This window comes from Viridibacillus arenosi (assembly GCF_001955655.1).
Lineage (GTDB): Bacteria > Bacillota > Bacilli > Bacillales_A > Planococcaceae > Viridibacillus > Viridibacillus arenosi.
Map to the genome: position 1 here is coordinate 149,573 of NZ_MSPW01000004.1, position 13,220 is coordinate 162,792.

At 34.0% G+C, this 13,220-nt stretch carries 14 protein-coding genes and 1 other RNA gene; 13 read left to right on the plus strand and 2 right to left on the minus strand.

The features are described 5' to 3' along the window. Positions 1–159 precede the first annotated feature (159 nt). From BK137_RS09515 to BK137_RS09525, 3 genes are all read left to right on the plus strand, one after another. Positions 160–1,395 carry an amidohydrolase gene (locus tag BK137_RS09515; RefSeq protein ID WP_038180541.1) on the plus strand — a complete coding sequence of 412 codons (1,236 nt, stop codon included), beginning with the start codon at positions 160–162 and terminating at the stop codon, positions 1,393–1,395. A 2-nt stretch (positions 1,396–1,397) separates the two neighbouring features. Further along, positions 1,398–2,612, plus strand: coding sequence for an amidohydrolase (locus BK137_RS09520; protein ID WP_038180539.1), 1,215 nt, complete (start codon positions 1,398–1,400; stop codon positions 2,610–2,612). A gap of 106 nt (positions 2,613–2,718) precedes the next feature. Next, entirely contained in the window at positions 2,719–3,600 is an 882-nt protein-coding gene (locus BK137_RS09525; protein ID WP_038180537.1) for a DMT family transporter, read from the plus strand. 3 nt (positions 3,601–3,603) lie between these two features. Here BK137_RS09525 and BK137_RS09530 read toward each other — a convergent pair whose 3' ends face one another. Then, positions 3,604–4,161: an SLOG family protein gene (locus BK137_RS09530; protein WP_038180536.1), complete on the minus strand. Its 558-nt coding sequence runs from the start codon at positions 4,159–4,161 to the stop codon at positions 3,604–3,606. A 431-nt stretch (positions 4,162–4,592) separates the two neighbouring features. On the opposite strand from BK137_RS09530, the gene BK137_RS09535 reads away from it, so the two are divergent. The 3 genes from BK137_RS09535 to BK137_RS09545 all read left to right on the plus strand — a co-directional run bounded on the left by BK137_RS09535 (position 4,593) and on the right by BK137_RS09545 (position 6,619). Beyond that, a complete protein-coding gene (locus BK137_RS09535) occupies positions 4,593–5,054 on the plus strand; it encodes a MarR family winged helix-turn-helix transcriptional regulator (RefSeq protein ID WP_038180533.1) in 462 nt (153 codons plus the stop codon). After that, on the plus strand, positions 5,041–5,511 hold the full coding sequence (locus tag BK137_RS09540; protein WP_038180530.1) for a glutathione peroxidase: 471 nt from the start codon (positions 5,041–5,043) through the stop codon (positions 5,509–5,511). Before BK137_RS09535 ends, BK137_RS09540 begins: the two co-directional genes overlap by 14 nt. Before the next feature lie 199 nt (positions 5,512–5,710). Then, entirely contained in the window at positions 5,711–6,619 is a 909-nt protein-coding gene (locus BK137_RS09545; RefSeq protein ID WP_038180526.1) for a methyl-accepting chemotaxis protein, read from the plus strand. A 146-nt stretch (positions 6,620–6,765) separates the two neighbouring features. Here BK137_RS09545 and ssrS read toward each other — a convergent pair. Continuing rightward, positions 6,766–6,961: non-coding RNA, 6S RNA (gene ssrS, locus BK137_RS09550), on the minus strand. Between the two features lie 114 nt (positions 6,962–7,075). Here ssrS and BK137_RS09555 point away from each other — a divergent pair. The 7 genes from BK137_RS09555 (at position 7,076) to BK137_RS09585 (ending at position 13,220) form a co-directional block, all read left to right on the plus strand. Beyond that, positions 7,076–7,951 carry a LysR family transcriptional regulator gene (locus BK137_RS09555; protein WP_038180523.1) on the plus strand — a complete coding sequence of 292 codons (876 nt, stop codon included), beginning with the start codon at positions 7,076–7,078 and terminating at the stop codon, positions 7,949–7,951. A 173-nt stretch (positions 7,952–8,124) separates the two neighbouring features. Next, a complete protein-coding gene (locus BK137_RS09560) occupies positions 8,125–9,453 on the plus strand; it encodes an LLM class flavin-dependent oxidoreductase (RefSeq protein ID WP_038180520.1) in 1,329 nt (442 codons plus the stop codon). A gap of 77 nt (positions 9,454–9,530) precedes the next feature. Continuing rightward, entirely contained in the window at positions 9,531–10,283 is a 753-nt protein-coding gene (locus tag BK137_RS09565; protein WP_038180518.1) for an amino acid ABC transporter ATP-binding protein, read from the plus strand. 24 nt (positions 10,284–10,307) lie between these two features. Continuing rightward, positions 10,308–11,324, plus strand: coding sequence for an LLM class flavin-dependent oxidoreductase (locus BK137_RS09570; protein WP_038180515.1), 1,017 nt, complete (start codon positions 10,308–10,310; stop codon positions 11,322–11,324). A 39-nt stretch (positions 11,325–11,363) separates the two neighbouring features. After that, complete coding sequence (locus BK137_RS09575) at positions 11,364–11,633, plus strand: glutaredoxin family protein (protein WP_038180513.1); 270 nt, start codon at positions 11,364–11,366, stop codon at positions 11,631–11,633. 49 nt (positions 11,634–11,682) lie between these two features. After that, positions 11,683–12,489: a transporter substrate-binding domain-containing protein gene (locus BK137_RS09580; RefSeq protein ID WP_038180511.1), complete on the plus strand. Its 807-nt coding sequence runs from the start codon at positions 11,683–11,685 to the stop codon at positions 12,487–12,489. Positions 12,490–12,515: 26 nt separating this feature from the next. After that, positions 12,516–13,220: an amino acid ABC transporter permease gene (locus BK137_RS09585; RefSeq protein WP_038180508.1), complete on the plus strand. Its 705-nt coding sequence runs from the start codon at positions 12,516–12,518 to the stop codon at positions 13,218–13,220.

A 13,220-nucleotide genomic window follows, 5' to 3' on the forward strand; every position in this document is an offset into this window, starting at 1 on the left:
GGCTATACGTCAATATCATATTAATTATGAAACTATTGATTACAGAAAATAGAGAATATAGTGACAATAGTATATGATTTACAGAATGGGTGAAAGTTGCATACAATTCGATGCCCATTGTAGCCAACTTACAATTATAGAATTAGGAGGTAGTAAGCAATGCAGAATCTATTGATAAAAAACGCTAAGTTAGAAACAGGTTTTAGCTATATAAATGGTCATATTGTAAGTACGAAAACAGAGATATTTGATGTATTAATTATGAATGGACAAGTAACTGAAATAGGGAAAGGTATACTGGCTTCAAATATTGATATTTTAGATGCACAAGAATCTTTATTAATGCCTGCCTTTAGAGAAATGCATATTCACGTTGATAAAACATATTTTAGTGGTCCCTGGAAGGCTTGTAAGCCAGCTATGAAAGGTATTTTTACTAGAATAGAAGAGGAGGAGGAATTATTACCTGCTCAACTTCCTATAGCACTTCAGCGTGCAGAAAATATAATTCAATTACTACTTTCTCAAGGGCATACACATATCAGATCACATTGTAATGTGGATCCTAAAATCGGTACAAAGCATATAGAAATTACGAAAGAGGCATTTCGAAAATTTGAAGGACAAGTTACTTATGATATTGTAGCGTTTCCTCAGCACGGATTATTACGTTCGGGTGTTGAACCATTAATACGTGAAGCTATGAAAATGGGTGCCACACTAGTTGGTGGAGTAGACCCCTCTGTTATTGACCGTGATATTGATAAATCATTACATATTACTATGGATATTGCAGTAGAAGCAGGCACAGGCATCGACATGCACATTCATGATCCGAATACACTTGGTGCTTTTGAGTTCTATCAATTAGCGAAATTAACAAAGCAGGCAAACAAAGTTGGTCAAGTAACAATTAGTCATGCAATGGCTTTAGGAGACTTAGAAGGTAAAGAGTTAGAAGCATTAACGGAGACTTTAGCAGATGCTCAAATCGATGTCACTTCAACGGTGCCAATTGGTCGAACAACTATTCCAATTCCATACTTATATGATAATGGGGTGAAAGTTTCGCTTGGACACGATAGTTTAACAGATCACTGGTCACCATTCGGGACAGGGAATACTGTAGAAAAGTTAAATACATTTGCAGAAAGATTTAAATGTATTGATGAATACTCACTTAGTCGATGCTGGAAATATGCCTCAGGTGGAATTACCCCACTAAATGATGTAGGTACGAGAGTTTGGCCTCAAGCGGGGGATTTAGCGAATATAGTATTACTTGACGCAGAATGCTCTGCACATGCTGTTGCTAGAAGAAGACCAATTACGCATGTTATTTCACAAGGTCAGCTGATTTTCACAAATGAAGAACTAGTAGGACAGGAGGGGTAATAATGAGTAAAGTACAATGGCTTTCGAATGTAAAATTAGAAGTAGGAGAAAGAACCTTAGCAGATGGCACAGTTGAAACTGAAACAGCATTATTCCATATTCAAATAACTGAGGGTAAAATAACAAAATTAATATCTACTTCTGAAAACATTCCTTTTAACGAAGATAGTATTGATATGAAAGAGAAACTTGCCGTTCCAACATTTAAAGAAATGCATAATCATCTTGATAAAACATATATGTCATTAGGATGGAGAGCATGTACACCCGTAGCTAATCTAAAGGAACGATTGGCTCATGAAGCAAGTGAGTTGCCATTACTAGCGGATTCTACTCAGCAAAGAGCGACACAAATGATTGAAACAATTTTAGCTAATGGTGCGACACATATCCGTACACACGTTAATATTGATCCTTATATAGGACTGAAGAATTTAGAGGGTGTTATTGCAGCATTGGATTCATTCAAAGGTAAAGTAACAGCAGACATTATTGCATTTCCACAACATGGTTTGCTAAGAGATCATGTTCCTACTTTACTTAGAGAGGCGATGCGTAATGGGGCAACAATGGTTGGGGGATTAGACCCAGCAGGTATTGATAATGCAATAGAAAGATCTTTATATGAAACTATGAATATAGCTACAGAATTTGATGCAGACGTTGATATTCACCTTCATGATGGTGGGCATGTAGGCTATTATACAGTGGATAAATGGGTAGACATTGTTGAGGATGTAAATTATCATGGACGTACAGCTTTAAGCCATTCATTTTGCTTAGGTGATGTCTCTAGCCGTGAACAAGAAAAAATTGCTACACGCCTAGCAGAAAATAATGTAGCAATTATGTCTACAGTTCCTATTAATTTAAAGAGAGTGCTCCCACCAATCGATTTACTTGATCGATACGGAGTAAATGTGAACTTTGGTTGTGATGGTTTCTTTGATTCTTGGAGTCCGTATGGCTCTGGTGATGTTCTTGAAAAAGTAACTCGTTTTTGTGAATTAACGGGTAAAATTGATGAGAAATCACTTAGAAAAGCATTGAAATGGATTACAGGGGGACTTACAGCTCTAGATGAGGAAGGTCAAAAGGTTTGGCCGAATGTTCAAGATGATGCAAATTTTATTTTCTTTGATGCCACTTCATCTGCAGAAGTAGTTGCACGTAAACCACTTAAACGTACAGTCATGGTGAATGGTCAATTTGTATAAATAATTAGAGGATAACCCTAAAGGAAGCAGTGTTTACTGATCCTCTTAGGGGTATCCTCTTTCTAGAGTTATTGTGAAGGCTGAAAAATTATAGAAAGGTATTTTTATGAAAAACCAATTATTTACGTATTTTATTTTATTTTGTTGTGTTTTTGCTTGGGGGAGTAATTTTATTTTTGGTGCAATATTAGTAAATGTATTTGCTCCAAGTGTTATTGCGTTTATTCGATTAATTTTTATAGTGCTATTTTTATGGAGCATTACTTACCGAGAAGTAAGAAATTATAGGCTATCTAAAAAGGGGCTTCTAATATTAGTTGTTGCGGGGCTTATTGGTATTACCCTCAATCAATGGAGTTTTTATGCCAGTTTACAATATTCAGAACCAGTAAAAGCTGCTCTTATTTTAGCGTTATCCCCTATAATGACGGCCATTTTATCTGTAGTCTTTTTTAAGGAGCGAAAGAAAAAAGTATTTTGGTTCGGCTCATTAGCTGCCCTACTTGGTGTTTGGCTAGTCATAACGAATGGTTCCTTTGTGACAATTCACTTTGGTAAAGGTGAGTTATTAATAACATTAACAATGCTATCCTTTTCTATTTTCCTCATTTTTGTTCAACAATTATCAAAATCGATGCCAACTGGCGTCATAACTTTTTATAGTAATATTTTTGGTTTAATTGGGTTGCTACCATTTGTGCAGTGGAAGTATATGGAGCAAGCCCTTACTGTATCATTATCATATTGGTTACTATTAATAGTAACAGCGATTATTATGCACGGCCTATGTACTTATCTTTGGAATAACTCGATTCAAAAAGTAGGAGCATCTAATGCCTCGTTATTGATGAACTTGGAACCATTTATTGCTATGGTTGTGGGTTTAATCGTACTGGGAACTCCAATTGAAATAGTCCAGTTACTAGGTGGAATTGTAATTGTTTGTGGAGTTACTATTTCATTGAGAACTAAAAAAACTCTCCTCTAAAAACTAGTCCCATTCTTTCATCTGTTCTTCTTCAGCAACAATCTGTAAATCATAGGCGTTAATGTTGAGGATCGTGTAATCATGCTTGTCGGCATACAGTTCGGCAAGCTTTTTTATATATTTAGGAGAACCATCGTTTTCTTCATCATAAATAATGAGAATACCATCTGAATTTTTTATAAGGAATTTATTTTTCTCGATAAATTGCCAAGGAGCTTCATATGGTCGCTTCGTTAAACTCGTCACAAAGTTTGCTTTTGCCGCAATCATATCGTATTTTTCTTGTTTTTGTTCATTCCAATTCTTTTGTTGATCCAGAAAAGGTGTGATAATCGCATATTTTAACTCTGAATATTCTATTTGTAGTTCTTGTACAACTTCTGCTGCCCAAGTTTCTACACCGAGTTGTCCACTTAAAATAACCCATTCTAATCCATCGTTAATTAAGGAAATCAATTGATTATGTAATGCCTTCTTTATAATCGTTATACCGGGGTGTTGATCATTAAAAATACCAAGTTCATGTGCTTTGTATCCAGTGATAACTAAACGTTTAAGCATGAAGTGCCTCCTCTATAGATTTATTATGTTATAAAGTATTTTACATGCTTAGTGAAGGAATGGAAAAGCATATGCAACAATTATAGTAGAGATAAAAAGAACCTATTTGAAAGTTAACCTCCCAAATAGGTTCTTTAATTGTTATCGCTTCTAAATTGAACAACTTTTTTTGTTTAGTTCAAATCTAAGGCTTTGGTTAATATATTATTTCCCGAACCTACACGGAGGCGAAGGTTTGCTGTTGTACTCGAAACAGATGGATTCAGACGAAGGTAAATTGTTTTTGTTCTACGTCCGCTTTCATCCGCAGTTACATAAAGAAAAAGTCTTATTATAGAATTGGAAAAGATATTTTAACTAAAAATTTACATTTCACGAAATATAAAATAAAATATATATCGTACACGATATATATTTATGGAGAGAGTAATGTGAATAAATCATTTAAATTAGACAACCAGCTTTGTTTTGAAGTTTATAAAGCAGCAAATCAATTTACAAAATTATATCGCCAAGTTTTAGAACCTTTTGACTTAACATATCCACAATATTTGGTACTTTTAGCTCTTTGGGAGAAGGATCAATTATTAGTGAAACAGCTTAGTGAAAAAGTGTGTTTAGGCATAGGGACACTAAATCCGATAATTAATAAGTTAGTTGATAAAGGATGGGTGACAAAGGAAATTTCTATTCAAGATAAGCGAGCTATTATTGTGTCGCTTACAGAAAAAGCACAAATACAAGAATCCTTAATAACCGAAGAAATTCTCAATAAAGTATCGGAATGTGAAACATTAATAGTGCAAGACGGGGTATTGAAATCACGGTTAAACGAATTAAACAAGTTATTAACACAATTAAATGAGATGAGGGATAAATGTGAGTATTTATGATATTGAAGTGAGATTGGATGATGGGACAAAATATAGCTTGGATCGTTATAAAGAAAAGGTTATGTTAATAGTTAATACAGCAACAAAATGCGGATTTAGTCCACAATTTGATGAACTTGAGGCGCTATATAAGAAATATAAAAAAGATGGCTTTGTTGTGTTGGGGTTTCCGTCTAATCAATTTCATCAAGAAGTAGCATCTGCAGAAGAGGCAGCTGCCAACTGTCGTCTTACGTATGGGGTTACATTTCCAATGCATGAAGTTGTCAATGTAAATGGTAAGGATGCACACCCAGTATTTCAATATGTTACTTCTCATTCAAAAGGTTTCTTAGGGAAAAGCGTAAAATGGAATTTTACGAAATTTTTAGTGAATCAAAATGGAGAAATTGTTCAACGTTTTGGTTCAAAAGATAAGCCGTATAGTTTTGAAAGGGAAATTCTAAAATATTTATAGAATATAAGATTTACATAATTGAACTATTTAGTAGGCAATAGAATCATTAAAAATTTTTAGATATATCGCAGAGTTGGTATGTTGGAACGAGGATAATAAATATATTCAATCAACTTAGATGGCTTTTTCATAGTTAAATTAAAGTGAAATACATTGAGTAATAATGACATGAATATTCAAATATAAGGGGTTGAATAATATGAATGTGTTGGAGAATCAGGTGACAGACGAACTTGTAGTGAAAGCCATTGAAAATAATTTAGCAATAATACGTTTTGATTTGAATCGAAAAGTGGCATACGTAAATAATCTTTTTGCACAAACATTAGGTTATAGTGTAGAAGAAATGTACGGGAAGAATCATAAAGAATTTTGCTTTCCATCCTTCGTAAACAGTGTATCCTATGAACGATTTTGGAGAAGTCTACTATCTGGGAGAAGCTTTCAAGATAAAATTGAACGGATGGATGCAACGGGAAATCGAGTATGGTTAGAAGCTACCTATATGCCTATTTTTGCTGAAAATAGTAATAAAATAGTAGGTGTATCAAAAATAGCTACTAATATAACAGAGCGTCAGAATATGATTGTGGAAGTAGCCGACGATTTAAAGAGCATGTCCAAACAGCTACATAATCGTTCCGAAGCCGGAATAATGAGAAGTCATGAATTGCGTGAGACGATTAATCGTATAGCAAGTGAATCAGAGGAAAATACAGTTAATTTAGTGAGTTTACAAAGTCAGGCTGATTCTATTAAAGGGATTGTGAAAACCATTCGTGAAATTGCTTCCCAAACAAATCTATTAGCATTAAATGCGGCAATTGAAGCTGCTAGGGCAGGAGTGCATGGTCGAGGTTTTGATGTTGTTGCAAAGGAAGTAAGAAAACTGTCTGAAAAGGTAGCTCATTCAATTTCCGAAGTGAGGGATAATGTTGAAGGAATTACTTTGGAAATTGAAAAAGTAACAGGAAGTATAAACCGAGTGTCTCAAAGTGTGGAGGAGACGCATGATCAAATCAATGTAGCAATACAAGACTTTGTAGAAATATCAACTTCTGCTAAAGCATTGGATGGAAAAGCGCATAATTTCACAGAGATTGTTTGAAGAGATAGTAAAATGAAAAAAACGTTCATGAATGTACGCACCGTACTAAGTGAACGTTTTTTAGCAATAGTAGGATTTGAATAGAAAGTCGAAATAGAATGAAAAAACCAGTTTCCTTAAAGGAAACTGGTTTGATAATTTAATTTTAATAAGCCGCGTATGCCGTAATTTTTTAATATTGAAAGTTTTAAACCACCACTCCTCAAAGTGGGTGTTCGCAGAGGGTTTCATGTTTGTCCGCATTAACAATGGAATGCGGCATGCCAATCCTTCCTCAATTAAAACTCCCTTTTACAGCTTAAAGGTTAAAACTTAATATGATTACGAACAATGCAGCCTGTATTCATATAATACTGCAAAATTGCTGTAACTGCAAGAATGATGATTACATAGTATTTACTTTCTTTTTCGAGTACACTAAGACTGAAAAATGGAATAATAAAGGGAGGTAAATAGATGAATATTGATCATTTAGAAGCCTTTATGTATGTCGTGCATTTGCAGAGTTTTCATAAAGCATCGAAGGCGTTATTCTTATCACAGCCTACAGTTACAGCACGGATTAAAACATTGGAACGTGAATTGAATACTGAATTATTTGAAAGGCAAGGAAGAGGAGTAATACTAACTCAGCAGGGGAAGGATTTTATTCCATATGCTCAGCAAATAATCCAAACATTTAATGATGGAAAACAGCAGATGAAACATCGGGAGAATCAGCATGAAATTGTAATTGGGGCAAATATAATAACTTCTCAATACTTTATTCCATTTGCTTTGTCTTTTTGGAAAACGCAAAATCCTGAGTTACGCTTTAAAATTGTATCTGCTACAAATGATGTGCTGTTAGAAAAGTTGTTGAATAAGCAAATTGATATGGCTTTTATGAAACAGTTAACAAGTGAAGGTATTCAACAAGATAGTATGCTTGATAATTCAGTGAGATTGATCGTTAGTCCTGGACATGCTTTATTAGGTAAGAAAATAATCACCGCAAAAGTACTAGCAGAGGAACCAATGGTGTTTTTTGAGTGTGGTGCTTTTGATTGGAATTTGATTTATAAATTGTTTGAGGTAGAGCAGGTAGAACCTCTTATTGAATTTAAAGTAGATCATTTAGAAGTAGCAAAATCACTCATTAAAAATAAACATTGTATTGGGTTCTTACCTTATTTATGTGTGAAGGATGAGCTTGCAAGAGGTGAATTAGTAGAAATAGATACTTCTCATTTGTTGTTGATTAAGCAACATGTCTATTTAACATATTTTCAAAGTGAAGCGGTTGAACTACTACGCAAGGATATAAATCGCTCTATAAATGCATTTCTATAATGGAAAATAGATTGATAGAAATTTTTAATCAATTATTAATTTTTCCTATCATTATTACTCTTGTCAGCTCTATATGAAAAATGTTAGTATTATCCACAATTAGAAAACGTATAATTCTTATCAGTTAACTTGTGATTAAAAATTATGCGGAATTGAAAATGGGAGGTATTAGTATGGCTGAAAAACGAGAAATCAAATTCGGTGCGATTATTCATGGTGTTGGTGGTAATATTTCAGGATGGCGTCATCCAAAAGTGTTAACAAATTCAAGTGTAAATTTAGATTTTTATACGCAACAAGCACAGAAGGCAGAGAAAGGGAAATTTGATTTAGTATTTATAGCAGATGGTCTATTTATAAATGAGAAATCAATTCCACATTTCTTGAATCGTTTTGAGCCGATAACTATTTTGTCAGCGTTAGCTGCGGTTACTTCAAAAATAGGTCTTGTTGGTACAGTCTCGACTTCTTATAGCGAACCGTTTACTATTGCACGTCAATTTGCTTCACTTGATCATATTAGCAATGGTCGTGCAGGTTGGAATGTCGTAACAACCCCATTAGAGAACACAGCATTAAATTACAATAAAACTGTTGATGAACATCCTGACCATGCAAAACGTTATCGCATTGCGGAAGAGTATTTAGAGGTTACAACAGGTCTTTGGGATTCTTGGGATGATGATGCATTTGTTGGGGATAAAGAAAATGATCAATTTTTTGACCCATCTAAGTTACATCAACTTAATCATCAAGGAGAATTCTTCTCTGTACAAGGACCGTTGAATATAGGTCGCACAAAGCAAGGGCAGCCAGTCATTTTCCAAGCAGGTTCATCAGAAGCAGGAAAACGCTTAGCAGCTAAAGATGCCGATGCCATTTTTACAATGGTTAAAACTTTGCAGGAAGCACAAGAATTTTACCAGGATGTTAAAGATCAAGTTAAAACCTTTGGTCGCAATCCTGATGAAGTTGTTATTTTGCCAGGGATCTCTCCGATTATTGGTGATACTGAAGAGGAAGCAGAAACAAAATATGAGGAATTAGCAAATTTAGTGTCTATTGAACGAGCACTAGCCTACTTGGGGCGCTACTTTGATCATCACGACTTTTCTCAATATCCACTAGATGAAACATTCCCTGATTTAGGTGATATAGGCGCAAATAGCTTTCGTAGTCATACAGACCGTATAAAGAAAGAAGCAATAGAGCAAAAATTAACTTTACGTCAAATTGCGTTGCGAGAAGCAACACCACGTACACAATTTATCGGTACACCTGAAAAAATTGCGGATTTAGTACAGCTATGGTTTGAGGAGCGCGGAGCAGATGGTTTTATTATAGCAGCTACATTGCCAGACGCATTGAATGATTTTGTTGATAAAGTTGTACCAATTTTACAACATCGTGGTATTTATCGAGAGGACTATGAAGCTGATACTTTAAGAGGGAATTTAGGATTGCCATTCAAACAAAGCCGCTATATAAAGCAAACTGTTTAAAATTTTTAGATTAATACCTAGTTATTCAATTTGAATAGTAATGATTTTTGAATAAAAGTATTGAGAGGAGGTATTAGATGATTGTTATTAAAGAGTTACGTAAAAGTTTTGGGCATAATGAAGTGCTAAAAGGAATTAATATCGAGGTCGATAAGGGCGAGATTATTTCAATTTTAGGACCAAGTGGATCTGGAAAGACAACACTTTTAAGGTGTTTAAATTATTTAGAAAGGCCAGATGGCGGCACTATAACACTCGGTGATATTTCTATTAATTCTGGTAAGGTAAATAAAAAAGAAATTAATAATTTGCGTAAAAAATCTGCGATGGTTTTTCAAAGCTATAACTTATTTCAACATAAAACAGTACTGCAAAATGTAATGGAAGGTTTAATTGTAGTACAAAAAAGAAACGCAAAGGAATCGAAAGAAATCGCATTAGAAGTGCTACAAAAAGTAGGGCTAAAAAATAAAATAGATTCCTATCCTAGTCAATTATCAGGAGGACAGCAACAACGTGTAGGAATTGCTAGGGCACTTGCTTTAAATCCCGATGTTATTTTATTTGATGAGCCTACATCAGCCTTAGACCCAGAATTAGTCGGAGAGGTTTTAGAAGTAATCGCTAAAATTGCTAAAGAAGGAAAAACAATGATTATCGTGACTCATGAAATGAACTTCGCTAGAGAAATATCTGACAGAATTATTTTTATGGATAATGGTGTTGTAGTAGAAGAAGGGACACCAAACAATATATTTGTTGAGCAGAAAGAAGAACGTACAAGACAATTCTTAAAAAGGATGACTCCCGAGTTGGATTATTCCATTTAAGGAGAAAAGAGGAGAGTTGGAACGATGGCATATAAAATTGGAATACTTGATCAAAGTCCAGTCATTGAAGGATCTTCTAATCATGACGTTTTGCAACAGTCAGTAAAACTAGCACAACTTGCAGAAGATTGGGGGTATGAGCGATTTTGGGTATCAGAACATCATAATTCAGTTGATGTTGCAGGTTCATCCCCTGAAGTATTGGTATCTTACTTATTAGCTAAAACAAAAAGAATTAGAATTGGTTCTGGAGGTGTGATGCTTCAACATTATAGTCCATATAAAGTAGCAGAAAACTTTCATGTATTGTCTACTCTAGAACCGGGACGTGTAGATTTAGGGATTGGCAAAGCACCAGGTGGATTACCTTTATCAACGAAAGCTCTACAATATGGAACTGTTAATAATGGTGAAGATTTTGAGGAACGTTTAATATTCTTACAGCAATTAATAGATGACAAAATTCCCGCGACGCACCCACTAGCAGGAATTCAAGCTACTCCAATACCACCTAATAAACAGGAATTATATTTGTTAGGTGCTAGTCCAAACAGTGCAAAATTAGCTAGGGAATTAGGAATAACATTTGTATTTGCACGCTTTATTAATAGTGATGACAGTATTATTGCTGAGGCATCAAAAGTCTATAAGGAAAATAATACGAATGGAAAATTCATTGTAGCTGTAGCAACAATTGCAGCACCAACTTCACAAGAAGCAAGAATTTTAGCTGAGAACCAAAAGATTGTAAAAGTACATTTAGCGAGTGGACGTAGTTTGACTTTAAATTCGTATGAAGCAGCAGACAAATTCGGCCAAGAGTCCGGTCAGGATTATGAGGTGAAGGAATATGCAGCGAATATAATTGCTGGCACAGCTACTGAAGTGAAGAGTACGCTAGACCAACTGCATCAGTTATACAGTATAGATGAATTTATTTTACATACACCTATACCTAAAAGTGAAGAGCGTTTAAAGTCCTTTGAATTATTAAGTCCAAAATCCTTAGCAACAATGGTACGCAAAGAAGTATCAATATAATAGCTATAAAAAAAATATTATATTCCGGGGGTAGATAGCATGTCAGAAAATATATCTATTATAATTTGGTCAAAAGAAGGCTGTAGTTATTGTGATGATGTAAAAAAATATTTAGTTGACAAAGAGTTATCTTATAAAACAGTGGATGTCACTAATAATGATCATTTAAGAGATATTTTAGATGTAAAATACGGTGTACGTCACGTACCTGTTGTAGAAATTGGTCAAGGAAATGTATATCGTGGAGTAACGGAAGTAGGAATAGAGCATTTGCAAGAAGCATTAGATGAAGTATTTGTTTTGGATTAAAACCAAGTAAACAAATAGATATTTAGTTATTTAAGTGGGAGGGAAAATAATGAAGAAACTATGGTTATGGGGTCTTTTATTTGTAATAGCTTTATTGAGTGCTTGCTCATCAAAGGCAGAGTCAGTGGATGATAAAGGAAGTTCAACAAAGGTTCAGAAAATCATTGTTGGTACGGGTACTCAGTTTCCAAATATCTGTTTTATAAATGATGAAGGAAAGTTGACGGGGTATGATATCGAAATTGTAAAAGCGATAGATGAAAAGCTACCGGAATATGAATTTGAATTTAAGACGATGGAGTTTTCAAATTTATTATTAAGCTTAGAAACTGAAAAAATTGACCTTATCGCGCATCAAATGGAAGTGAATAAAGAAAGAGAAGAAAAGTTTTTATTCAATAAAGAACCTTATAATGTTTTTCCGTTAAAGGTGACTATTCATCAAGGCAATAATGATATTAAATCAATTAATGATTTAGCAGGGAAAAAAATTAGTGTTACTCCAACTAGTAATTCAGCCGTTTTCATTGAAGAATACAATAAAAAACATAATTTAGGAGCAAAAATCAATTACGGGACTAACACAACTGATATTATCAATCAACTTAAAACAAAACGTATAGATGCTATTATTTCAACACCTTTTGCAGCTGAATTTTATAATGAGCAAGCAGATGCACAGCAAAAAGTAGTTGGGGAAACATTACTAAATTCTAAAGTGTATTTCTTGCTAAATAAGGATGAAACAACACTTTCAAATAGAGTGGATGAGGCACTTAGAGAATTAAAGAAAGAGGGAGTTGTTAGCAAATTGAGCGAGAAATGGCTAGGAGCAGATTATTCTGTTGAGTTTTAAATAATAGTTTGGAAGGAAGCGAGTGGATGGGGAAAGTATTTGATCCGGCATTAATTATTGAATTTATTCCTACATTAATAAAATACTTGGGTATTACTCTAGAAATTTTAATTTATTCTATAATACTTGGAATTTTAATTGGTATAGTTGCGGCTATACCAAAGTTGTTTCATATTCCAATATTAAAGCAATTGATTACTTTATATATATCATTTATTAGAGGTACACCTATACTTATTCAGTTATTCCTTGTCTACTATGGGCTACCAGCAGTTTTAATGATATGGAATATAGATATTACAAGAATGGATGCACTCTATTTCGTTATTATTACTTATTCACTAAGCAATGGAGCAATTTTTGCAGAGATATTTCGCAGTGCCATTTCAGCTATCAATTATGGTCAAACGGAAGCAGCTTATTCAATAGGAATGACTCGTTTTCAAAATTTCTATAGAATTATATTTCCACAAGCAATTAGAATCGCATTTCCTAATATCTCAAATTCTATAATAGGTTCTTTAAAAGATACTTCTTTAGCTTTTACAATTGGTGTAATGGATATGATGGGGAGGGGCGAGACGTTAATCGCTTCAACTGCACATGCTTTAGAAGTGTATATTTCATTAGCAATTGTTTATTACATTGTTGTAGTGATTTTAGAGAAAGCATTTAAAATTTCGGAGAGATATTTAAATCGTTATCAACCAAGTGAAACAGCTACTATTTGA

Excerpts from the sequence above, each read along its gene's own strand:
- BK137_RS09515 (WP_038180541.1), top strand. The coding sequence starts at position 160 with ATGCAGAATCTATTGATAAAAAACGCTAAGTTAGAAACAGGTTTTAGC.
- BK137_RS09520 (WP_038180539.1), top strand. The coding sequence starts at position 1,398 with ATGAGTAAAGTACAATGGCTTTCGAATGTAAAATTAGAAGTAGGAGAA.
- BK137_RS09525 (WP_038180537.1), top strand. The coding sequence starts at position 2,719 with ATGAAAAACCAATTATTTACGTATTTTATTTTATTTTGTTGTGTTTTT.
- BK137_RS09530 (WP_038180536.1), bottom strand. The coding sequence starts at position 4,161 with ATGCTTAAACGTTTAGTTATCACTGGATACAAAGCACATGAACTTGGT.
- BK137_RS09545 (WP_038180526.1), top strand. The coding sequence starts at position 5,711 with ATGAATGTGTTGGAGAATCAGGTGACAGACGAACTTGTAGTGAAAGCC.
- BK137_RS09555 (WP_038180523.1), top strand. The coding sequence starts at position 7,076 with ATGAATATTGATCATTTAGAAGCCTTTATGTATGTCGTGCATTTGCAG.
- BK137_RS09560 (WP_038180520.1), top strand. The coding sequence starts at position 8,125 with ATGGCTGAAAAACGAGAAATCAAATTCGGTGCGATTATTCATGGTGTT.
- BK137_RS09565 (WP_038180518.1), top strand. The coding sequence starts at position 9,531 with ATGATTGTTATTAAAGAGTTACGTAAAAGTTTTGGGCATAATGAAGTG.
- BK137_RS09570 (WP_038180515.1), top strand. The coding sequence starts at position 10,308 with ATGGCATATAAAATTGGAATACTTGATCAAAGTCCAGTCATTGAAGGA.
- BK137_RS09575 (WP_038180513.1), top strand. The coding sequence starts at position 11,364 with ATGTCAGAAAATATATCTATTATAATTTGGTCAAAAGAAGGCTGTAGT.
- BK137_RS09580 (WP_038180511.1), top strand. The coding sequence starts at position 11,683 with ATGAAGAAACTATGGTTATGGGGTCTTTTATTTGTAATAGCTTTATTG.
- BK137_RS09585 (WP_038180508.1), top strand. The coding sequence starts at position 12,516 with ATGGGGAAAGTATTTGATCCGGCATTAATTATTGAATTTATTCCTACA.